The organism is Prolinoborus fasciculus, assembly GCF_056724605.1.
On record NZ_JBWZQN010000027.1, the window covers coordinates 12,111 to 33,976 of the forward strand.

Here is a 21,866-nt window from a genome sequence, read left to right on the forward strand (position 1 = left end):
GAATTCCTTAAGCTTGTTCTACGTTGCTGGTTTGAGCGGCGGCATTCACAACCTTCGCTTCAAATTCGCCACGGAAATATTTGAGTGCGCCCATAAGCGGCTCCATTGCACCCGGTGCGTGGGCACAGAAAGTTTTACCAATCCAAAGCTTACGAGTCAGTTCTTGTAAGTGATCGATATCTTCTTTCTTACCTGTGCCATCTTCCAGTGCTTTCAGCGCTTTCACAGCCCAAGGTAAGCCATCACGGCAAGGCGTACAGAAACCACATGATTCGCGTGCAAAGAATTCTTCGAGGTTACGTGTCGCTGAAACCATACATTGGGTTTCATCTACCACCATCAACAAACAAGTCCCTAAACGCGAACCTGCTTTCATGATGCTTTCCGCATCCATAGGAAGATCAATATGCTCGGCAGCCAGGAAGTCAGTCGATGCACCACCCGGTAACCATGCTTTCAGTTTTAAGCCGTCACGCATACCACCCGCATGGTCTTCAATCACTTCACGTGCTGTCGTACCAAATGGAAGCTCCCATAGACCCGGGAATTTTACCTTACCTGATGCACCATAAATCTTGGTGCCTGGATCTTTCGACTTACCCGCAGACAAGTTGATATACCATTCAGGACCACGCAGCATGATGGCTGGTAAGTTGTTGTAGGTCTCTACGTTGTTGACAATCGTAGGACGACCCCAAGCACCTGCAACTTGCGGGAATGGCGGTTTAGTGCGCGGGTTGGCACGGCGACCTTCTAGCGAGTTAATCAATGCAGTTTCTTCACCGCAGATATAACGACCCGCACCGGTATGCACGTGTAACTCGAAGTTCCAGCCTGTACCAAGGATGTTATCCCCTAAGTAACCTTTGGCACGAACTTGCTCAAGTGCTTCATTTAAGTACTGAGCAGCTTCAATGTACTCGCCACGGATAAAGATATAACCGTGTGTTGCTTCAAGCGTATAGCCTGCAATCAGCATGCCTTCGATCAATTGATGCGGAAGATCTTCCATCAACAAACGGTCTTTAAAGGTACCTGGTTCCATCTCATCGGCATTACAAATCAGGTAACGTGGACCTGAGTTGTCGTTTGGCGCCATCAAAGACCATTTGATACCTGCCGGGAAGCCTGCACCACCACGACCTTTTACAGTCGCTGCCTTAACCACTTCCAATACATCTTTAGGCGACATGGTCAGTGCTTTTTTAAAGCCTGCATAACCTTCCAGCGCTTCGTAATCATCTGCATTACGTACGTTGGCTTGTTTGCTTAAACGCCATGTTAATGGATGCGTTTCCGGGTTACCGTCGCCATAAATTGGTTTTGGTTCAGTATTCATACATACTTCTCCAACAGCTGTTTCACCGAAGTCACTTCAACCAGACCGTGCGTGTCTTCATCAATCATTAAGGTTGGACCTTTGTCACAGTTGCCCAGACAGCAAATTGGCAGCAAAGTAAAACGACCATCTGCAGTCGTTTGACCAAACTGGATGCCTAATTCGCGCTGGAATGCTTCTGCCAAAGTTTCCGCACCCATCAGGAAACACGCAATCGAATCACATAATAAAATTACGTGACGACCGACCGGCTGACGGTAAATACGGTTATAGAACGTTGCCACACCTTCAAGGTCTGCAACGCTCATGCTCAGCATTTGTGCGATGGCATTCATTTGCGCATCATCTACCCAGCCATTACGGCGTTGTACACACTTCAGCGCATCTAGACACGCTGCACGTGGGTATGGGTAGTGCTCCATGTGATGTTCGATATCGTGAATTTCGTCCGCAGTCAAAATTCCTTCAACATTCACACGTGGCTTTTTATCAGTCAAAATCATCATAATGCGTTTACCCCTTAGCGATCCACGTCAGCCATTACGACGTCAATGGTCGCTAAATAAATGATTAAGTCAGACATTAAGCTGCCGTTAATCACAGAAGGCATTTGCTGTAAATGCGTGAAGGTTGGTGTACGGATACGGGTACGGTAACTCATGGTTGACTTGTCTGAAGTCAAGTAGTAGTTCGACGCGCCTTTCACCACTTCCGCCATCACAGATGCTTCACCCGCCGGCATTACAGGACCCCAAGATACACTCAGGAAGTGCGTAATCAAGGTTTCAATATCTTGTAATGTCTTGTCTTTTGGTGGTGGAACAGCCAGTGGATGGTCTGCTTTATACGCACCAGACGGCATATTATCTAAACATTGTTTGATAATTTTCAGTGATTCTTCAATTTCACGGTAGTGAACGATGACACGTGCATAGGCATCGCCTTCGTACTCAACCGGCACTTCGAAGTCGTAATTTTCATAACCGCTATATGGGCGATATTTACGTACGTCAAAGTCAATACCTGTAGCACGCAGACCTGTACCTGTTACACCCCAAGCCAATGCAGATTTTGCATCGTATTGCGCAACATTACGGGTACGACCCACAAACACCGAGTTTTTCAGCGCTGCAGTATGGTATTCCTTCAAACGTTTCGGCATCCAGTCCAGGATTTCACGGATCAGGTGCTGCCAGTTGTTTGGAAGGTCATGTGCTGTACCGCCAATACGGAACCATGCCGGGTGCATACGGTAACCGGTGATCGCTTCAATCGCGTCATAGATTTTCTGACGGTCAGCAAACATGTAGAAGACTGGCGTCATACCGCCGGCATCCTGAATCGCAGTACCAATGAACAGCAAGTGGTTATTGATACGAAACAGTTCAGACATCATCACGCGAATACATTGCGCACGGTCAGGTACAGTAATACCCGCCATTTGCTCTACGCCAAGCACATAAGGCATGTTTTGCGCACAACCACCGAGGTAGTCGACACGGTCTGTATACGGAATGAATGAATGCCAGGTTTGACGTTCAGCCATCTTTTCCACACCACGGTGGTGATAACCGATATCAGGCACACAGTCTTTCACTTCTTCACCGTCCAGCTGCAAGATCACACGGAACGCACCGTGCGCAGATGGATGGTTCGGACCCAAGTTCAGGAACATGAAGTCTTCATCGGCATTGCCGCGCTTCATACCCCAATCTTCAGGGACGAAACGAAGATGTTCCTGTTCGTAGTCCTGTTTGGCTTTATCTTGCAAATACGGCGTATATTCAGTCGCACGTGCAGAATATTCTTTACGTAGCGGATGACCTTCCCAATAGGTTGGCAACAAGATACGACGGAGCATTGGATGCCCTTCGAAATTAATCCCGAACATATCGTAAGCTTCACGTTCGTACCAGTTGGCATTTGGCCAAATATTGGTTGCCGTCGGAAGATTCAAATCGCTTTCTGCTAAGGCAACTTTAATACGAATGTCAGTATTACGCTCGAGCGACAACAAGTGATAGAACACTGTGAAGTCAGACGCAGGTAAACCGTCGCGGTGCGTACGCAGACGCTCATCTACCGCTGACAAGTCGAACAACATCACGTAAGGACGTGACACTGTACGCAAGAACATTAAAACTTCTTGTACACGTGCGCGCTCAACCCAGACTGTCGGGAAATCCTCGAAAGTCGTTTGCACAAAGAAGTTCTCACCAAATTTGGTTTTGAGTTCTTCAATGATGGCAAATGCTGGGCGTGAATCAACAGGCGTTGATTCTGGCATAGCAATGTCAGTTTCAGCCATTGGCTTGGCTTCCTATTTAATACAAATTCAGTCAACCTAAACGACAATTACACCCATAGCGGGTGCACAACAAAACAACCTGTCGTTTAAATTATTTAATTTCATCCATAGAGCGTAAGTTCTTCACAGCAACACGCTGGTCTTTCTTACGGTCACGTTCCGGCATCATCTTTGGCTTATACACTGGCTTAAGATCATCACCGATCACCGCAGAAAGCGGACGACGCTCTAGTTGAATCTGGTCTTGCAACAGCATTAATGCCTGAATCAAAGCTTCAGGACGTGGTGGGCAACCTGGAATATACACATCGACCGGGATGATTTTATCCACACCTTGTACGACTGAATAAATATCGTACATACCACCTGAGTTGGCACATGCACCCATTGAAATGACCCATTTTGGTTCAAGCATCTGTTCGTACAGACGCTGAATTACTGGCGCCATTTTTACGAAGCAAGTACCCGCTACAATCATTAAGTCCGCCTGACGCGGTGAAGCACGGATAACCTCGGCACCAAAACGTGACAAGTCATGCACGCCGGTCAAGGTCGTTGCATATTCTACGTAGCAGCAAGATGTACCAAAGTTAAATGGCCAAACTGAGTTTTTACGACCCCAGTTGACTGCTGTATGTACCACATCCTCTAAGCGAGTCATGAATACATTTTTATTCACTTCTTCTTCTAGCAACGGATCTTCTACAACAATACGTTCCTGAAGTGGATATTGGTCAGCATTCGGATTCGCACGGGTTAATGTATATTTCATCCCGTCTTACTCCTTATCAGATAATTGAGTTTGTGACTTTTTCACAAAACCAGATGATTGAGCCGGGATTTGACCCGTTGGATCCATCACCAATTCTTCAATCGAGTTGAAGCGCGTAATTTCTGCAAGATCCATATTTGGCGAACCAATCTTAGCTTTAATTCCTGCTGCCTTACGTCTGTCTGAAGGTGCCCAATTGAGTGCGCCTGTCGATAATTCGTAAATCAAACCAACAAGTAAAACTATGATAAAGATAGCTGCAGTTGCAAAACCAATCCAACCTACCTCACGAACAGAAACTGCCCATGCATATAGATAAAGTGCTTCTAAATCAAACACCACAAAGAAAATTGCAACTAAATAGAACTTTGCAGACAAGCGGATACGAGCTCCACCTGCGCTAACTACACCTGACTCAAACTGCTCCTGCTTGGCACGGCCCCATGATTTACCCCCGAGGAGTAATGGGACAGTCAGCATAAAGACGCATAAAAATGTAACGCCGATCACGAAGGCAATAATTGCCCATTCGTATGGAGTAATAGCACTCATGCGGGGATAACTCCTGGCAGGCCTATTTGTTAACAAAGAATGTATGTATTGGCCTTCAAATACACCAAACACAAAATTAATCCCGCCAATTGTACCTGATTTTGGATTTCACTTGCTAGTTTATAAGCCTTAGTCTTTGGGATGATTTTTTAGACATTTCAGCATTTAATTTGACTTTAATCATTCAGAATTCGTTTTAATCGTTTTCCCAAATTAAATTTTAATTATCTATTAATTTTTCTATAAATAGCGCTGCCAGAAAATAGACTGATCGATGAGCTGCTTTTCTCGTCTACCCATTTAGATATAGTCCTTTTCACTATTGAATCCAAGTTAAATCGGATAAAAACTTATTTTAACAACTATTTTTTCTTTCAAACTATTTGATTTAACTTGATATTTAATGTGATTTTTTACATCTAACTGTTGCTTTACCCCCTGCAGCTACTTGGTAATCTTGGATTGGCAATTGTGTCTTTTTGCAACATGCTCAACGGACTGATTCAGAATATGTTATTTCTATTTCTAAACCACATCATGACATTAATAAAGTAACAATAAGGAGTCCTTGCATGTCTCTACGCTTCTCCCATCGACCTAATTATTTTTTATTTGCTCAATTACTGGTTCGACATATAGAAAATTACATCCAGAAAAACCCCAATATAAGCCAGGCAGCTTTTGACTTACGTGACATCCATGCACTTTTTCAAGAAGATCATGCCTCCTCCAGCATCAATCTGGATGGCATTATGAATATCGCTGACGAATATAAAGTCGAAACCTTATCAGGCGACCAGAAACTGATTCAGCGCTATAATGTCGATGCGAAAAACACCAAACTGTTGATCGACTTTAACCCTGAAGCGCTACAAAGCTTAAAAGAGGGCAAATCACTCATTGAACCTGATGCGACCATTCAGGAATAAAATCTCTTCCAATAAAAAACGATGCTGATGCATCGTTTTTTTATGACCAAAATCATTTACACAATATCAAGCTAAATGATCACTCGCTTCCTCTGGCTTTTTTTCCAGCATTTTGCGCTTACTCTTCTTGACATAACGTTGTGCCGGCCAGGTCATGGTAAAACGCGCACCACCCAGCGTCGGACTTTGATCCACCTGAATCGTGCCACCAAACCAGTACACAATCCGGCTGACAATCGACAAACCTAAACCATAACCACCCGACGCACGGGTACGGCTATCATCCAGTCGGGCAAAGGCTTCAAAAATGCGGGCACGATCTATTTCTGGAATCCCCGGCCCGTCATCTTCAACGCAAACATAGGCCTGACCATCCTGATCCAGACCGCCGCTAATCAAGATTTTATTATCGCAATAACGTACAGCATTGCCGACCAGATTCTGAATTACACGATGCAGATAACGACGCTCCGCCTCTACTGTGACCGCAACAGGCATTGGATGTAATTCGATGATTTTCTGGGTTTTCAGCGCTTCAGTTTCTTGTGCCACCTGATTCAGTACGTCATACAGATCAATCTGTTCAAACTCAATCGACGGCATGCCCTGTTCCAGTTTGGCATAGGTCATGATCTCATCAATCAAGGTATTCAGCGCTTCAATATCTTTATCAATCTGTTCCACCTGTTGCAGACGATAATCGTAGTCATCTTCATCCGCCATCATTTCCACACCAAAGCGGATTCGTGCCACCGGTGTACGCAACTCATGCGACACCGCACGCATCAACTCACGCTGCGCTTCGATCAAACGCTGGATATGATCTGACATATTGTTATAGCTAGACGCCAGTGTAGACATCTCGTCACTGCCTTCCACAGGAAGACGCAATGACATATTACCCGATTTCATTTTGTTTAAGGCATAGCTGACTTCACGCAACTTACGCTGCATCGGAACCAGAAGACCATAAACACCCAGACTCAACACAAACAGGCTTAATAAGGTAATACCGGTCGCCAACTGGAATGGCATCCAGTTAAACAAGGGTACCGGCCCCATGACCAATACTTGCGAAGTCGAACCAGGAATCGGTGAAATAATTGAAATCGTGGTGCCACGAATAGAGGCATTATCGCGGTATAAAATGATGCTATGGTCCAGACGCAGACGTCCGATTTGCTCGGAGTCTAAAGGTAGATTCTGGACGTTTTCGATGGAAACCGGATAAGAAAAATAATCCTGAATACGAGCCAGATATTCTTTTTCCTGACCTGGATAGTAGACCAGGTAGTCCAAAATAAAGACTGGTAAGGCCTTCATCTGACGTTCAGTAATACTGTCAGCCTTAATATAAAGGTAATGACCTGGGTCATCGCGCAGCCCTACCACAATATAGGCAATACCGGACTCGGCATCCCAGCGCACCACCGCTTTACGTTCGGCAATACGGCGCCCTTCAGCACGGGTAATGTCGACCTTGCTGGCTTCTACATAGTGAATGGGCAATTCCAGCAAATCGGAGGCATCAGAAACCCAATCCATTTTTTGCTGGAGATTTGGCTGGCGTGCAACCCCTTCACTGATGATATATGCCATACCATCAGTCAGGGATTCGCGATATTCTTGCGCACGCTGATAGTTGATAATCTGTACCAACAGATAGCCGAACACCGCCACCAAGACTACAAGAATGACGAGTCCTGCGTATATACGCAAAAATATACTGTGCTTAAACACCTATAATTTATCCTGCTTATTCAAGCAACAAACCACATTTGCTTAAAGACCATTGGTCTCTTTAACAAAAAGATAACCTTTACTACGTACTGTTTTAATACGCTTCGGATTTTCTGGGTCGTCACCGATTTTTGGACGGATACGAGAAATACGCACATCGATTGAACGGTCTTGACCATCATATTCGATACCACGTAAACGCTCGAAAATATCTTCGCGAGAGAGAATACGACCAGCATTTGAGGCTAATAACCATAACAGGTCATATTCTGCGCTGGTAAAATCAACCAGATCCCCATTTAAGGTCACTGAACGGCCACCATTGTCGATGACCAGATCATCAAATTCGATGCGCTGTGCCACTTCATCTTCAGGCACCTTGTCCGTACGACGCAACAATGCACGGATACGCGCCAGCAATACACGTGGCTGAACAGGCTTAGCGACATAGTCATCTGCACCCATTTCCAGACCCAAAACCTGATCCATGTCTTCAGTACGTGCAGTCAACATCAAAATCGGTTGATGATAATGTGGACGCACTTCACGGCAAATGGTCAAGCCATCAGCACCCGGTAACATTACATCCAGCACCACCATATCTGGCTGCTCGGCAATAATCCGACGAATGGCACGGTTACCATCCGGCTCTACCCCCACCTCAAGTCCATTACGAATGAGGTATTCTTGCGTTAAACGAGCAAGACGCTCGTCATCTTCAACAATTAAAATCTTGGGTAACTTTTCTTCTTGGCTCATGTATTGCCCCTTATTTGGTGGATCTACGCTATAGGCGTATCCTTTTGAAATCCAATAGATACGTTTTTAATATGCTTGCAATATACACACGTTTACATTGTAAACAAGATAGCGTTCACCAAACTGATACATCAAGATAGCATTTTGTAATATTTTATCGTGCATTTTTTGGACAATTATGCTTGAAACAGTGGCTTAGATCTGATTTTCGATTTACACAACTATTACATGGACAAAATATGACTGCTTGATTCAGCACTTTTTAGTTATCCACAGTGTTATCTATAAGCACTTTCTTTGGACTTTGTTATGCTATGCCTTGCCTGATAAGGCTTATACAAAAATCAATAAAAATAGCGATATTTTTGCAATGATTAAAGCACAACTTAAGAAAAATATTTAGCTAAATGTCAATATTGATCTACCCTAAATTTTCCCGTATCTTGTGTTCAATTAATTTTAAAACCACTAGGTCTTGTGTTTATTCCTCAAATACTGTGGCACGAATTTTGCCCAGTTCAAACGGTCCATAAACATAAAAATAGATGACAATGGAGCTATGCTAACATGAGCGTAATCACTTCAACTCCTGGTCAACTTCAGGTGATTAAACGCACCGGTGATGTTGCCGCTTTTGATGCAGAAAAAATTTCTGTCGCAATTGGTAAAGCGTTTTTGGCGGTTGAAGGCCAACAAAGCGCTGACTCGAGCCGGATCCATGATCGTATCGAGCAACTGACGGAAATGGTATTAAATACCTTTAAACGTCGTTTACCTTCTGGCGGAACGATTCATATTGAAGAAATTCAAGACCAAGTTGAACTTGCGCTAATGCGTACGGGCGAACAGAAAGTTGCACGCTCTTATGTCATTTATCGTGAACAACGTTCTGAAGCACGTAAACAATTAGGTGCACATCATCACCCGACCCTGCAAATTACCGATGCTGAAGGCAAACTCAAGCCACTGGATTTAAGTGCTTTAACTGCGCATGTTACTAAAGCAGCTGGAGGCCTTGAAGGCATTGATGTACAAGCGATTGTCGATGAGACTGTGAAAAACTTGTACAACGGCGTAAAAGAGTCAGACATCTCGACCACGATGATGATGGCGACCCGTACCCGTATTGAGCAAGAACCTAACTATACGTATGTGACTGCACGTTTATTGCGTGATGACCTGGTTGCGACTGGTTTGAAATTCCTGGGTCTACCTGTAGATACAGTTGAAGGTGATGCGCTAGAAACTTACCTGAAAAAAGGGATTGAGCTTGAGCTTCTTTCTCCAGAGTTGTTGAACTTTGACCTGGCGAAACTGGCTGCTGCGATTCAACCGGAACGCTCGAATCAGTTTACTTACTTGGGTCTGCAAACTTTATTTGACCGTTACTTCATCCATTCAGATGGTGTGCGTTTCGAACTTCCGCAATTGTTCTTTATGCGTGTTTCTATGGGCTTGTCGCTCAATGAAGAAAACCGTGAAGACCGCGCGATTGAGTTCTATAACTTATTGTCTAGCTTCGACTACATGGCTTCGACGCCTACCCTGTTTAACTCAGGTACGTTACGTCCACAGTTGTCTAGCTGCTACTTGACCACGATTGATGACGACCTGTATGACATCTACGGTGCAATGCGTGATAACGCAATGCTGTCTAAATGGGCAGGCGGTTTAGGCAATGACTGGACGCCAGTTCGTGCTTTGAACTCGTACATCAAAGGGACTAACGGTAAATCGCAAGGTGTGGTTCCATTCCTGAAAGTAGCGAACGATACGGCTGTTGCGGTCAACCAGGGTGGTAAGCGTAAAGGTGCAGTTTGTGCATACTTAGAAACCTGGCACCTGGACATCGAAGAATTCCTGGAACTGCGTAAGAATACCGGTGATGACCGTCGTCGTACCCATGACATGAACACTGCGAACTGGGTTCCTGACCTGTTCATGCAACGTGTATTCGAAGATGCGGAATGGACACTGTTCACGCCTTCTGAAACGCCTGATCTGCATGATTTGACCGGTGCTGAATTCGCTGAGCGTTATGCACACTACGAAGCAGTTGCCAAAGAAACAAACATGTTGCACAAGAAAATCCGTGCAAAAGATTTGTGGCGCAAAATGCTGTCGATGTTGTTCGAAACAGGGCATCCGTGGATCACATTCAAAGACGTATGTAACCTGCGTTCACCACAACAACATGTAGGCGTGGTTCACTCGTCTAACTTGTGTACAGAAATCACTTTGAACACCAGCAAAGAAGAAATTGCGGTATGTAACCTGGGTTCAATCAACCTGGTACAACACGTTCAAGGTGGTGTACTTGATCGCGAAAAACTGGCACGTACAGTTAAAACTGCGGTTCGTATGCTCGACAACGTGATTGACATCAACTACTACGCTGTTCCGCAAGCGCGCAACTCGAACTTGAAACACCGTCCGGTTGGTATGGGTATCATGGGCTTCCAGGATGCACTGTATGAGATGAACCTGGCTTATGGTTCTGATGCTGCGGTTGAGTTTGCTGATGAATCGATGGAAGTGATTTCGTACTACGCGATTTCAACATCTAGCGATTTGGCTGTTGAACGTGGTACATACGAAACATTCAAGGGTTCATTGTGGGATCAAGGTATCCTGCCAATCGACTCGCTTGATCTGGTTGCGAAAACTCGTCCAGAACGCATGTTCGAAGTTGACCGCACTCAACGTCTGGACTGGGATACTTTACGTGTCAAAGTTCAAAAAGACGGTATGCGTAACTCCAACGTGATGGCAATTGCTCCGACTGCTACGATTTCAAACATCTGTGGCGTGTCTCAGTCAATCGAGCCAACCTTCCAGAACTTGTATGTGAAATCTAACCTGTCTGGTGAATTCACTGTGATCAACCCGTACCTGGTACGTGCATTGAAAGAACGTGGTCTTTGGGATGCGGTCATGGTCAACGACCTGAAACACTTTGAAGGTTCTGTTCAAAAGATTTCTCGTATTCCTGAAGAGCTTAAAGCCATCTTCGCGACTGCGTTTGAAGTTGATACTCGCTGGATCGTGGATGCTGCATCACGTCGTCAAAAATGGATCGACCAAGCGCAGTCTCTGAACCTCTACATCGCTGGTGCAAACGGTAAGAAACTGGACATCACTTACAAGATGGCCTGGTTACGTGGTCTTAAGACGACTTATTACCTTCGTGCATTGGGTGCGACTTCTGCTGAGAAATCAACCATTAACACTGGCGCATTGAACGCAGTTAAACCTGCAACTGTTGCGGCTCCTGTTGTAGCAGCAGCTCCTGTCGTTGAAGCGCAAAAACCTGAAGCTCCTGCAGAGGAAGAAGGTTTTGCTCAAGCGGCGCCAGTGCCAATGGCATGTTCAATTGATAACCCTGATTGTGAAGCTTGTCAGTAATCTGACAGGTTTTAAATCCTCCCCGACCCTCCTTTAATAAAGGAGGGAGAAAATCCCCCTTTTCAAAGGGGGACTTAGGGGGATTACGAAATTCAGGCAATAAAAAAGCCCTCTAGCGTCCGTCAAAACTAACTAGAAGGCTTTCAATCTCGAAGTGATACCAAGATGGTCACAACGAGGCTGGCATCACAAAATGCGTGAACGGATTGTATCATCGATTCGAGAAACGAGCCAGTAAGAGTCATCTTGAATTTGTAATGGAGATTATCTCTATGGCTACGAAAAAAGTTTCTCGTGATGCAGGAACTGGTCGTTTCGTAACTGAAGGCTATGCAAAAAAGCATCCTAAAACTACAGTTACTGAAACAATCAAGCCCAGTAAATCATCTAAAAAATGATTTAAACGTGAATCCTAGTTTCGGCTAGGATTCACAAACTAAAAGTAAAAGGAAACCTCAATGCCACATATGACTCATAACTACATGTTAGGACTTGCGGCATTGCTGATTTCCTTTGGTATTACCTTTTATTTACCGATTGCTTATTTCTGGTTCAAAGTTCGCCAGCAGCGTAAACAAAATAAGTAGTGGGGATTATGCTGCTGTATAAATTCACAGCATTCATCGACAAAACTTAATTTTGCTTACACAAATTAAGCGTATAGTAAGACATCTCAGCCAAGCTGAATGTCTCATAAAAGATATAAAGCAACGTAGAGAGAATTGATATGTCTATCCTAAGTTGGGACGATTTCGAAGATGATTCGCAAAAACCGGCTGCACCTGAACAGCAGCCTGCGCCCGTCGAGCCGCAAAAAGCGACTAATTCACAGATGGTATCTGATGCAGGCAACGCATCGCCGGATGTGGCAGCTGCACAACCCCTTAGAGCCACTCAAAACCGAGGATCAAATCCAACCGATTCGCTGGCAAGAGCATCTGCTTCCCTAGAGCAGCTTGATGTTGCACCGGGTCTGGAAGAGCTTGAAATGGGTGCGCAGCGTGTGCAAGTTGATGATAAAGCTATGATCAACTGTCGTGCAGACTTGAACCAGCTTGTTCCATTCAAATACGAATGGGCTTGGCAGAAGTATCTGGACGGATGCGCAAACCACTGGATGCCGCAAGAAGTCAACATGAACCACGACATCGCGCTGTGGAAGTCTGAAAATGGCTTGACTGAAGATGAACGTACCATCGTCATGCGTTCACTTGGTTTCTTCTCGACGGCCGATTCATTGGTTGCAAACAACCTGGTACTTGCGATTTATCGTCACATTACCAACCCTGAATGCCGTCAGTACATCTTGCGTCAGGCGTTTGAAGAAGCGATTCACACACACGCTTACCAGTACTGTATCGAGTCGCTAGGTATGGATGAAGGCGAAGTCTTCAACATGTACCGCGAAGTTCCGTCAGTGGCACGTAAAGCAGCATGGGGCCTGAAATATACTCAGTCTTTAAGTGATCCTACTTTCAAAACTGGTACTCCTGAAAATGACCAGATTCTGCTTCGCAACCTGATCGCGTTCTACTGTGTACTTGAAGGTATCTTCTTCTACTGCGGTTTCAGTCAGATTCTGTCTATGGGCCGTCGTAACAAGATGAATGGTGTTGCCGAGCAGTTCCAGTACATCCTGCGTGACGAGTCAATGCACCTGAACTTCGGTATCGATATGATCAACCAGATCAAGATCGAAAACCCGGGTTTATGGACCACTGAATTCCAGGAAGAAATCATCCAGATGATTCTTGAAGGTACGATGCTGGAAATCGAATATGCACGTGACACAATGCCACGCGGTGTACTCGGCATGAATGCTGGCATGATGGAAGAATACCTGAAGTTCATTGCTAACCGTCGTCTGGCGCAGTTAGGCTTGCCTGAACAGTTCGCTGGTGTGAACAACCCGTTCCAGTGGATGTCAGAAATGATGGACTTGCGTAAAGAGAAGAATTTCTTCGAGACGCGTGTAACAGACTATCAGACTGGCGGTGCGTTAAGCTGGTAATTAGAAGATTAAAAAAAATCCCGCTCCTGTAGCGGGATTTTTTTATATACAATTCAGTGTAATTCAATGCATAAAAAAATCTGACTAATCATAGTAATAATCATATAAAAACAGGCATGCAAATATGCTGTTATGCTATTATCCATATGAAATTAAAAATAATTTAGAAATTAAACACAAAGAAAGAGGACAAAAATGAAAGGGGTTATTTTAGATTATTCTATCCAGCATAATGCTGGTGTGATTAGTGGGGATGATCAAAATCGCTATAACTTTAAAGGTTCTGACTGGCGTGGTCAGCGTCCCCCTGCAAGCGGAGACAAAGTAGATTTTGCAATTGATACTGAAGGACAAGCGATTGATGTATATCTAGCAATTGGGAATGCAAACAGTACTATCCAAAATTTATCAGTTCAATTAGACAAGATTTCCAATCAAAATCAGTCTGAAGAAAATTTCAATATAATTGATTGGTTTGTGAAAGGCTTAAAAAACTATGCAAATTTCACGGGTCGTGCACGTCGTAAAGAGTTTTGGTTCTTTGCCCTCACCCAATTTATTATATTAATTATTGCTCAAATTCTTGATGCAATACTTGGTTCTGAATTCTTATTTTATGTGCTAACTGTTCTTGCTTTATTTATACCAGCCCTTGCCGTATCTATACGCCGATTACATGATATTGGTAAATCTGGTTGGTGGTACTTAATTGGCTTAGTACCCTTAATTGGATTTATTCTACTGATTATTTGGTTTGCCACTGAAACAAAACAGAATAATAATGAATGGGGACAACCTGCTAAATAAAGCAGACAAAAAAAGGGCGATATCGCCCTTTTTTCAATCATCATTTAGCCATATTTGCGGGCAAAATCTTCTTCTGAAGTACATAAATAAATAATAAACTCAATAAATGCAACAATCGCTGGGATAAATGTCCAGCAGAAAATCAGATAGACAATTCCCCAGCCTATACGACCTAAATAAAATTTATGAACACCAAATCCACCTAAGAAAAATGCAAGCAGTGCCGCAACAATTCGATTTTTTTGTCCAACTTGATTTGTAAAAGGATTAGGAGCTGACAACAAATAAACGTCTTTCGCTTGTCCCTGTCCTAATGTCTCAAAATCTACACGCTGTCCACGTGCTGGCAGAGTCTGACCTCTCCACTCACTACCAATGAATTGATAACGGTTCTGATTATCTCCACTAATAATACCGGTATTATGCTGCACTGAATAATCTAAAATAGACCCTTGCATTATTATCTCTTATTACATGTTATCTACAGGTTAAATTATAAACATAACACTATAAAAAGACACTATATTTCAAGTTATTATTGACGTAGAAAAAGATTTTCAATTTACTTACTTCATATTTATTCTAATCAAATATTAGATAGAAAATGGAGGAACTTTACAAGTTCACCCTCCTCACCCGCGATCAGTCTGCTTATCTAACCGATCGATATTCTGAACGGGTCGAAAGTGCCGAGGAACTATCGAAATGGGTGAATCGGCAAAAGATCTAGTTTTATCTGTACTAGCTCAAATCCTCTGATCAACTTTTCAAAACTTAAATATTAAAAAATCCCGCTCAAGAAGCGGGATTTTGTTTTTTGAAAATTTAACAGCCCTAAATCATTTCAATTAAAATTCTTTTGTCACACTCAAACCAGCGCTCCAGTTCCGCCCTTCTGCCGGCTCAAAGAAACGGTTATTGCTTTCATTGACAATCACCGAACCAGAATAATCTTTATCAAACAGGTTATCGACACGCGCAAAAGTATTCACCGCCCAATCCTGCATTTTCCAGTGATAACCCACATTGGCGCCAGCAACCGTGTAGTTTGGCGCAGCATCTGAGTTTTTATCATCGACATAGATTTTGTCGCTATAACGAATATCCACACCCGCACGCAAACCCTGCTCAGGTTTCCAACCCAAGCTTAAGAATGCCTGATTCTTGGCAATACCGGGAATATAATTACCTTCTTGAATAGGTGTCGGGCCTTCAACATTTGCAGTGTCTTTATCAAAAGTTGCATCTAAGTAGCTATAACTTGCTTGAGCTGTTAGGTCAAGCCATAGATTTTTATTCCAAGATAACTCTACACCCTGTCTTAAAGTCTGATCAGCATTACGGAACGTCGATTTACCGTAATAATTTTTTAAAGGCACGATGTCATCTTCCGTCAATGTATAGAATACGGCTGCGGTAAATTGTCCTAATGTGTTATCTGATTTCAAACCAATTTCATAGGTTTCGCTTTCTGATGCTTTTAAGTTAAAAGGTGTAGAACTCTCAACCGCAGGATATGCCATTTCAGTAAAGGTTGGTGTTTCAAAACCTTGGGCATAGCTTGCATATGCCATAAGTTCAGGAACAATTTGCCAACTTAAAGCAAGCGATGGTAATAATTTTTGATAATCAGTTTTTCCTGAGTTATCACCATTTCTATCTTTTTCCTCATCGGCTTCAACAATATAATGGTCTTTAGATTTAAAATGTACATTGCTGTAACGTAAGCCCGCATCAACATTTACAGTATCAGTGACGGCATAAGATGCTTGAAAATAAGGGTCTAAATTCCATAAGGTGTTGTCTTCATCACGGCGTAGTTTACCTTTTACACCAAATTGCGTATCACCGATAAAGTTTTCATAGCCATAACGTTCTTCAGTCATACCGTCAATCGCTACACCAGCAATGAGTTTTAAGTTTGGTAAGACTTCTTTGCCTGTCCAGCGTAAATCTGTCCCATAAAAATTACGGTTAAAGTCAATTACACCACCCGGGTGGTTTGCTGCCTGCTGAATAGTCCTAGGAATACAAATATTCGTATCTTTCACATATGCACACTTCGGAATAGACTGATATTGTGTAACTTCACGCTGTCCCCAATAGGCCATACCATACAGTTCATGCTGGTTATTGATCGGTTTATTCCAGGTTAGACCCGTTTGAACCTGTTCAATTTCTTTGCGCGCATTGAAATCTAATACATTTTTTACTGCTTGTTTAGGATTTGCTTCCCAATCCTTTCTCTCTAGACCGCCCGGATCATTTGCTGCAATTTTAACGTAGTTATTGACCCAGTTAATTTTACTGCCATCTTCCAGATCCCAAGTCAGTTTCGCATTATTCAGGACTTTATGCGCACTGCTGTGGTCACGAAAACCATCGGTATCAAAATAAGATGAGCTGATGATATAGCTTGGCTCTGAAGCATTCTCTGAACCGCCTTGCAAAACCAGCTTGGTCTGCCCTTTGTTCTGACTCCCTGCAGAATGCCCCAGTTCAATTGAGTCAGCGCCTTGCCCTTCCGTTGTGGTGGTTAAAATCGTTCCCCCCGAAGAGTTGCCATACAGCGAGGAAAACGCACCACCCAAAACCTCAATATGATCCAGACTGTTCAAATCAATATTCGAGGTTTGCCCCTGCCCATCCGGCATCGTTGCAGGGATTCCATCCACATATAAACGCACACCACGCACACCAAAACTGGAGCGAGCGCCAAAGCCTCGCATCGAAATTTGCAGGTCCTGGGCATAGTTTTCACGATTATTTAACTGTAATCCTGGAACGCCTTTTAATGTTTCCGACAGGTTCACATTCATGCTGTTATCTTGTTCTTGATTCAGATAATACACTGATGCCGGTGTGGTCAATCGCTCCCGATCGGTACGGGTCGCTTGAATGATAATCGTGTCTAACCTTTGGACTTCTTGTGTGTCATTTTCTGCATAAATATGCTGACCTGCGCAAGCAATCAGGCAGGACAAGGTCGATTTCACAAATGGAAATTTCGGGCTTTGATACATAAATAACAGGCCTTATTTGAAAGTGGTTTAATGCGGCAAATACCTTATCAAGATGGCGTACATCTCATGATTCAATTCATTTTGTTTTAAGCATCGATATCCAATAAATGCGCTGATTCGATGACATATAGTTCGTTCAATGGATAGAAAGACTTTGAGCTTAAAATTCTGTGTTCGGTAAATTCAGACTTGATTAATCCTTTATCTGAATTGCGCTTAAAATCAGCCAGATACAAAGCATATTATTTTAATGCGATCTGAATGAAATTGAGCTTTCAGCAACAAATCAACATCATTTCTCTGTGTCCTTAAAACTGGATGTAGGCATTCAACAATACATAATAAAAAAGCCTGACGAATCAGGCTCCTTCATACTGATTTAAAAATTTAACTATTTATTGTCTGGCAAGGCATAAGCCACCAGAGAGTCGCCCATTTTAGTCCCAAAGGAACCATGACCACCCGCCATAATGACCACATACTGCTTGCCATTCGCTTCATAAGTCATTGGTGTAGCCTGACCACCCGCAGGTAGACGGCCTTTCCACAATTCATCACCGTTGTTCACGTTGATGGCGCGAATGTAGTTATCTTGAGTTCCACCCACAAACATTACATTACCCGCAGTTGAAATAGGCCCACCCAGCATCGGCACACCCATTTTGAATGGCGGCAATGGAATGCCCGGCATACTGTCACGAATGGTACCGATGCGGCGTTTCCAGGCCACTTCATGAGTATTTAAGTCCACACCTGCAACAAAGCCCCATGATGGCTGTTTACACGGTAGACCGAATGGAGACAGGAACGCACTGATTTCAACGCCATAAGGCACACCATACATCGGTTGAACGCCGGCTTCTGTACCTGCACCTTTAGCCGTCTTAGGACGGTTCGGATCTTGAGGAATCAGTTTTGATACAAATGGCAGGCCAATCGGGTTGGTTAATGCAATTTGACGGTCCGGATTCACCGACATACCACCCCATTCAAACACACCCAAATTGCCCGGGAAGACCAGTGTCCCATTTTCAGAAGGTGGTGTATAAATGCCATCGTAATTCAGTTTATGGAATGCAACACGGCAGACCAACTGGTCAAACATGGTCGCACCCCACATCTGTTTATCGGTCAATTTATCTTGTGGCGCCAGATTAAAATCAGAGAACGGTTGAGTTTTAGAATAGAACTCACCTTTGGTTTGGGGTCCACGTTTCACAGATTGTGGTACCGGTTTCTCGGTAATCGGCACAATCGCTTTACCATTACGACGATCCAGCACAAAAGCATTCCCAGTTTTGGTCAAGACATAAATGGCTGGAACCATATTGCCACTTTTGTCTTTAATCTCGGTCAATGTCGGCTGTGAAGGTACGTCCATATCCCACAAATCATGATGGGTAGTCTGGAAGTTCCATACCAGCTTACCAGTCGTCGCATTCAGGGCCAGCATCGAGTTGGCATAACGCTCGTCCAGTTCAGTCCGGTGACCACCGTAAATATCCGGTGTACCGACACCCGTTGGTACGTAGACGATATCCAGCTCTGCATCATAGGCTAAAGGTGCCCATGCATTAGGTGAATTATGTACAAATTTTTGACCCGGTGCAGGAATCAAATTCGGATCTTCAGCGCCTGTGTCAAATACCCAAAGCAGTTCACCGGTATTGACATCATAACCACGGATCACACCCGATGGTTCTTCAGTTGAATAGTTGTCGGTAGTTGAACCCGCAATAATAATGGTGGTGCCGGTTACTACAGGCGGTGAGGTTGGAATATAACCGCCCGGATATGGGAATGGCATATCTTTTTGCAGATCAACTTCGCCATTTTTACCAAAGTCAGAACAGACTTTACCGGTGGTCGCATTAACCGCCACTAAACGCCCATCATTGACCGGTAAAATCACTTTTTGTGGACATTCAGCCGATGTGGTTTTCTTCGCAGCGAGACTGCTTTCAAAACCAACCGTATTGTTGACATCATAATAAGACACGCCACGACAGGTTAAATGCTGATAGGTATGATCAGCTTTCAGCTTTGGATCATAGGTCCATTTTGCCTTACCTGTTGCCGGATCAAGCGCAGTCAATTTCTGGTGAGTGGTACAGATGTACATGTTGTCACCCACCTTGATTGGGGTAACCTGATTAGTGGTTTCACCCGAGTCATTTTCAGTCTTGAATTCGCCCGTGTGATATTCCCAAGCCACCTGCAAATCTTTGACATTTTCAGTATTAATCTGCTTTAACGGTGAATACCGTAAACCGGACTGGGTACGACCATAAGCAGGCCAGTCTTCATCTGCCACACCGGGAATTGGCTGGTGAGTTGCAGGCTGCTGGGATTTTAATTCACCGCGAATTTCTTGCGGGTCATTAAATACAGCATAAATCATGACAGCGATGGTAATGGCTAATGAAGCACCCAAGGCAATTTTCGCGGTTTTAGCATGATCAAAGCCACGTGTGGTAGCCGGAATCAGCAGGGCCAGACCAAACAGCCCTAAAATATCTAAACGCGGCGCAAGTGCAAAGAAATCTGAACCGACTTCCCACAGCCCCCACACCACTGTCGCCAAAACGAATATGGCATAAACAAGGAGTGCAGCACTTTTTCGTTTATACAAGAGAACTGCGGTCGCAATAAAGAGAATACCTGCAATGATGTAGTACCAAGACCCACCCAGCACTGCAAGATAAATCCCTCCAATCAGCAGTCCTATACCGAAAACAGCGGCAATGACCGCTAAAATCGTTTTCAGTACTGAACCTGATGATGAAGTATTCATATTGAACACCTATAAAAGTTTTTTTGAAAGTCCATGCACATGACAGGCATGAGCACCCTTATTGTTAAATTCTGAGTTATAAATACATCAATCTCTTAAGCAGGCATTGCCCATTACTGCAACAAAGCACCTAGAGATTCAATAGTGTATTTGCAACTAAAAACTATATTTTAAAATGACGTATTAAACTTGATTCCGCCCACCCAGACATTTTCACCATCTTTATATGCACCGACGTGACGCACATATTGCACATTCGGGCGAATGGTGAGCCAATTAGTGGCATGTAAGCCATAATAAATTTCTGCATCGATTTCTTGATGACGGTCAGCACTGACATCGTCATTCATGTTGATGCGTGCAATACCAAATGCGATTTCATCTTGAGGGCGTGAATCCATTGCACCCTTATAAACCAGCCCGATATTTTGCATATCACTGACATTATTGGTTTTGGAGTCATGCACTGTCGCATTCACAAAGCCGGTCAAACCACGCGAAGTATCTCCGTGATGTGCAGTCAATTGTTGCTTGGCAACAATCCAGCCCCCATGGTGATGATCGGTTTGATCTGGATTGGAAATGACTTCAGCCTCTGCTGTACTGTAGTAATAACCGGCACGGTATTCACCCGGTAGTTTCTGTTCACCCAGTTTAGGCGCCCAAACCACTTCTGCAGGAAGCATTGCCCCTTTGGAACCATCCGTACTCAGGTTAAATCCTTTACCACGTTCCAGATTCTCAGGGTTGTATTCATAAGCACCGACTTGGGCATAAAATTCAGGGTTAAGGTTATATTTGACCCGTGCAGCCCATTGGCTTACCGGCCAGTTGTACCACTGATCGCCAACCCAGTTCCCGACTTGTGAACCGCATAGGGTCAGATTCTGGAAATCACAGTCAAAACTATTGAAGTCTTCACCCTCACCAAAGCGTCCGACTTTCACATCCAGTTTTTGTTCCAGGAATTTTTTCTTGATCCATAAATCAGTCAGGCGCCAGGTTTGACCACGGCCCCAGACTTCTTGCACTGAACTCAGATGGCCATTTAAAGCAGCAGCGCTTTGAGACAGTGACTGACCGTTACGCTGGGTCACTGTTATTTGTGCTTCGGTGTCTTGCCAGCCTGCAATTTTTGCCAGATCCAGATGTGCCCCAAAAACAAACTGGTCCGCATATTCAGTTTTATGGTTTGAAGATCTTTGCGCATCGATCAAGGTTGCCATTTCACCGGTATAACCAAAACTGAAATCATAGCCCTGATTTTGGAGTGCTGTACGTTGCCCGTTCCAGTCACCGAGCATCCACGGGCTTTCCGAACTGAAAGCAGCTTCAGCATGCACAGTGGTCGTGGTTAAGATGAAAGAGGCACAGCAAAGGTAAACGGCCTTCGATAATGGGGAGAGATACATTGAATGTGATACCTT

Annotated in this window: 16 protein-coding genes and 1 pseudogene; 6 read left to right on the top strand and 11 right to left on the bottom strand. The window is 43.9% G+C overall.

The annotated features are described in order from the left end of the window. Positions 1–7: 7 nt before the first annotated feature. From nuoF to ndhC, 5 genes and pseudogenes are all read right to left on the bottom strand, one after another. A complete protein-coding gene (gene nuoF, locus AC1P5O_RS08170) occupies positions 8–1,339 on the bottom strand; it encodes an NADH-quinone oxidoreductase subunit NuoF (RefSeq protein ID WP_004280774.1) in 1,332 nt (443 codons plus the stop codon). Further along, positions 1,336–1,845, bottom strand: a complete 510-nt coding sequence (nuoE, locus tag AC1P5O_RS08175; protein WP_005104080.1) for an NADH-quinone oxidoreductase subunit NuoE — start codon at positions 1,843–1,845, stop codon at positions 1,336–1,338. The genes nuoF and nuoE overlap by 4 nt, the downstream gene beginning before the upstream one ends. A 14-nt stretch (positions 1,846–1,859) precedes the next feature. After that, positions 1,860–3,647 carry an NADH-quinone oxidoreductase subunit C/D gene (gene nuoC / locus AC1P5O_RS08180; protein WP_004732074.1) on the bottom strand — a complete coding sequence of 596 codons (1,788 nt, stop codon included), beginning with the start codon at positions 3,645–3,647 and terminating at the stop codon, positions 1,860–1,862. 226 nt (positions 3,648–3,873) lie between these two features. After that, a pseudogene (locus AC1P5O_RS08185) lies at positions 3,874–4,341 on the bottom strand (NuoB/complex I 20 kDa subunit family protein); the annotation flags it as partial. Between the two features lie 84 nt (positions 4,342–4,425). Continuing rightward, positions 4,426–4,971: an NADH-quinone oxidoreductase subunit A gene (gene ndhC, locus AC1P5O_RS08190; protein WP_004280779.1), complete on the bottom strand. Its 546-nt coding sequence runs from the start codon at positions 4,969–4,971 to the stop codon at positions 4,426–4,428. Between the two features lie 572 nt (positions 4,972–5,543). Here ndhC and AC1P5O_RS08195 point away from each other — a divergent pair. Beyond that, entirely contained in the window at positions 5,544–5,900 is a 357-nt protein-coding gene (locus AC1P5O_RS08195; protein ID WP_005247904.1) for a hypothetical protein, read from the top strand. A 66-nt stretch (positions 5,901–5,966) separates the two neighbouring features. Here the strand turns inward: AC1P5O_RS08195 and bfmS are convergent, their stop codons facing one another. Both bfmS and bfmR read right to left on the bottom strand, forming a co-directional pair. Next, positions 5,967–7,619: a sensor histidine kinase BfmS gene (gene bfmS, locus AC1P5O_RS08200; RefSeq protein WP_499005963.1), complete on the bottom strand. Its 1,653-nt coding sequence runs from the start codon at positions 7,617–7,619 to the stop codon at positions 5,967–5,969. A 63-nt stretch (positions 7,620–7,682) separates the two neighbouring features. Continuing rightward, positions 7,683–8,399, bottom strand: coding sequence for a response regulator transcription factor BfmR (bfmR, locus tag AC1P5O_RS08205; RefSeq protein WP_004280782.1), 717 nt, complete (start codon positions 8,397–8,399; stop codon positions 7,683–7,685). 567 nt (positions 8,400–8,966) lie between these two features. On the opposite strand from bfmR, the gene AC1P5O_RS08210 reads away from it, so the two are divergent. The 5 genes from AC1P5O_RS08210 (at position 8,967) to AC1P5O_RS08230 (ending at position 14,622) form a co-directional block, all read left to right on the top strand. Further along, complete coding sequence (locus AC1P5O_RS08210; protein ID WP_138742878.1) at positions 8,967–11,804, top strand: ribonucleoside-diphosphate reductase subunit alpha; 2,838 nt, start codon at positions 8,967–8,969, stop codon at positions 11,802–11,804. A gap of 272 nt (positions 11,805–12,076) precedes the next feature. Beyond that, complete coding sequence (locus AC1P5O_RS08215) at positions 12,077–12,202, top strand: hypothetical protein (protein ID WP_004732081.1); 126 nt, start codon at positions 12,077–12,079, stop codon at positions 12,200–12,202. A 60-nt stretch (positions 12,203–12,262) separates the two neighbouring features. Beyond that, positions 12,263–12,391: a hypothetical protein gene (locus AC1P5O_RS08220; RefSeq protein WP_004645881.1), complete on the top strand. Its 129-nt coding sequence runs from the start codon at positions 12,263–12,265 to the stop codon at positions 12,389–12,391. Between the two features lie 140 nt (positions 12,392–12,531). Beyond that, positions 12,532–13,815 (top strand): ribonucleotide-diphosphate reductase subunit beta, encoded by a 1,284-nt coding sequence (locus AC1P5O_RS08225; RefSeq protein WP_004645882.1) that lies wholly within the window; start codon positions 12,532–12,534, stop codon positions 13,813–13,815. Positions 13,816–14,010: 195 nt separating this feature from the next. Next, positions 14,011–14,622 (top strand): DUF805 domain-containing protein, encoded by a 612-nt coding sequence (locus AC1P5O_RS08230; RefSeq protein WP_138742877.1) that lies wholly within the window; start codon positions 14,011–14,013, stop codon positions 14,620–14,622. Between the two features lie 44 nt (positions 14,623–14,666). On the opposite strand, the gene AC1P5O_RS08235 is transcribed toward AC1P5O_RS08230, so the two are convergent. The 4 genes from AC1P5O_RS08235 to AC1P5O_RS08250 all read right to left on the bottom strand — a co-directional run bounded on the left by AC1P5O_RS08235 (position 14,667) and on the right by AC1P5O_RS08250 (position 21,851). Further along, a complete protein-coding gene (locus AC1P5O_RS08235; protein WP_155861553.1) occupies positions 14,667–15,080 on the bottom strand; it encodes a TM2 domain-containing protein in 414 nt (137 codons plus the stop codon). Between the two features lie 390 nt (positions 15,081–15,470). Further along, positions 15,471–17,645: a TonB-dependent receptor domain-containing protein gene (locus AC1P5O_RS08240; RefSeq protein ID WP_138742876.1), complete on the bottom strand. Its 2,175-nt coding sequence runs from the start codon at positions 17,643–17,645 to the stop codon at positions 15,471–15,473. A gap of 391 nt (positions 17,646–18,036) precedes the next feature. Next, complete coding sequence (locus AC1P5O_RS08245; RefSeq protein ID WP_138742875.1) at positions 18,037–20,439, bottom strand: glucose/quinate/shikimate family membrane-bound PQQ-dependent dehydrogenase; 2,403 nt, start codon at positions 20,437–20,439, stop codon at positions 18,037–18,039. A gap of 170 nt (positions 20,440–20,609) precedes the next feature. After that, positions 20,610–21,851, bottom strand: coding sequence for a carbohydrate porin (locus AC1P5O_RS08250; RefSeq protein WP_138742874.1), 1,242 nt, complete (start codon positions 21,849–21,851; stop codon positions 20,610–20,612). Positions 21,852–21,866: the final 15 nt, after the last annotated feature.

What these genes read in the sequence shown, in the direction of transcription:
- nuoF (WP_004280774.1), bottom strand. Translation starts at nt 1,339, where the DNA reads ATGAATACTGAACCAAAACCAATTTATGGCGACGGTAACCCGGAAACG.
- nuoE (WP_005104080.1), bottom strand. Translation starts at nt 1,845, where the DNA reads ATGATGATTTTGACTGATAAAAAGCCACGTGTGAATGTTGAAGGAATT.
- nuoC (WP_004732074.1), bottom strand. Translation starts at nt 3,647, where the DNA reads ATGGCTGAAACTGACATTGCTATGCCAGAATCAACGCCTGTTGATTCA.
- ndhC (WP_004280779.1), bottom strand. Translation starts at nt 4,971, where the DNA reads ATGAGTGCTATTACTCCATACGAATGGGCAATTATTGCCTTCGTGATC.
- AC1P5O_RS08195 (WP_005247904.1), top strand. Translation starts at nt 5,544, where the DNA reads ATGTCTCTACGCTTCTCCCATCGACCTAATTATTTTTTATTTGCTCAA.
- bfmR (WP_004280782.1), bottom strand. Translation starts at nt 8,399, where the DNA reads ATGAGCCAAGAAGAAAAGTTACCCAAGATTTTAATTGTTGAAGATGAC.
- AC1P5O_RS08210 (WP_138742878.1), top strand. Translation starts at nt 8,967, where the DNA reads ATGAGCGTAATCACTTCAACTCCTGGTCAACTTCAGGTGATTAAACGC.
- AC1P5O_RS08215 (WP_004732081.1), top strand. Translation starts at nt 12,077, where the DNA reads ATGGCTACGAAAAAAGTTTCTCGTGATGCAGGAACTGGTCGTTTCGTA.
- AC1P5O_RS08220 (WP_004645881.1), top strand. Translation starts at nt 12,263, where the DNA reads ATGCCACATATGACTCATAACTACATGTTAGGACTTGCGGCATTGCTG.
- AC1P5O_RS08225 (WP_004645882.1), top strand. Translation starts at nt 12,532, where the DNA reads ATGTCTATCCTAAGTTGGGACGATTTCGAAGATGATTCGCAAAAACCG.
- AC1P5O_RS08230 (WP_138742877.1), top strand. Translation starts at nt 14,011, where the DNA reads ATGAAAGGGGTTATTTTAGATTATTCTATCCAGCATAATGCTGGTGTG.
- AC1P5O_RS08235 (WP_155861553.1), bottom strand. Translation starts at nt 15,080, where the DNA reads ATGCAAGGGTCTATTTTAGATTATTCAGTGCAGCATAATACCGGTATT.
- AC1P5O_RS08240 (WP_138742876.1), bottom strand. Translation starts at nt 17,645, where the DNA reads ATGTATCAAAGCCCGAAATTTCCATTTGTGAAATCGACCTTGTCCTGC.
- AC1P5O_RS08245 (WP_138742875.1), bottom strand. Translation starts at nt 20,439, where the DNA reads ATGAATACTTCATCATCAGGTTCAGTACTGAAAACGATTTTAGCGGTC.
- AC1P5O_RS08250 (WP_138742874.1), bottom strand. Translation starts at nt 21,851, where the DNA reads ATGTATCTCTCCCCATTATCGAAGGCCGTTTACCTTTGCTGTGCCTCT.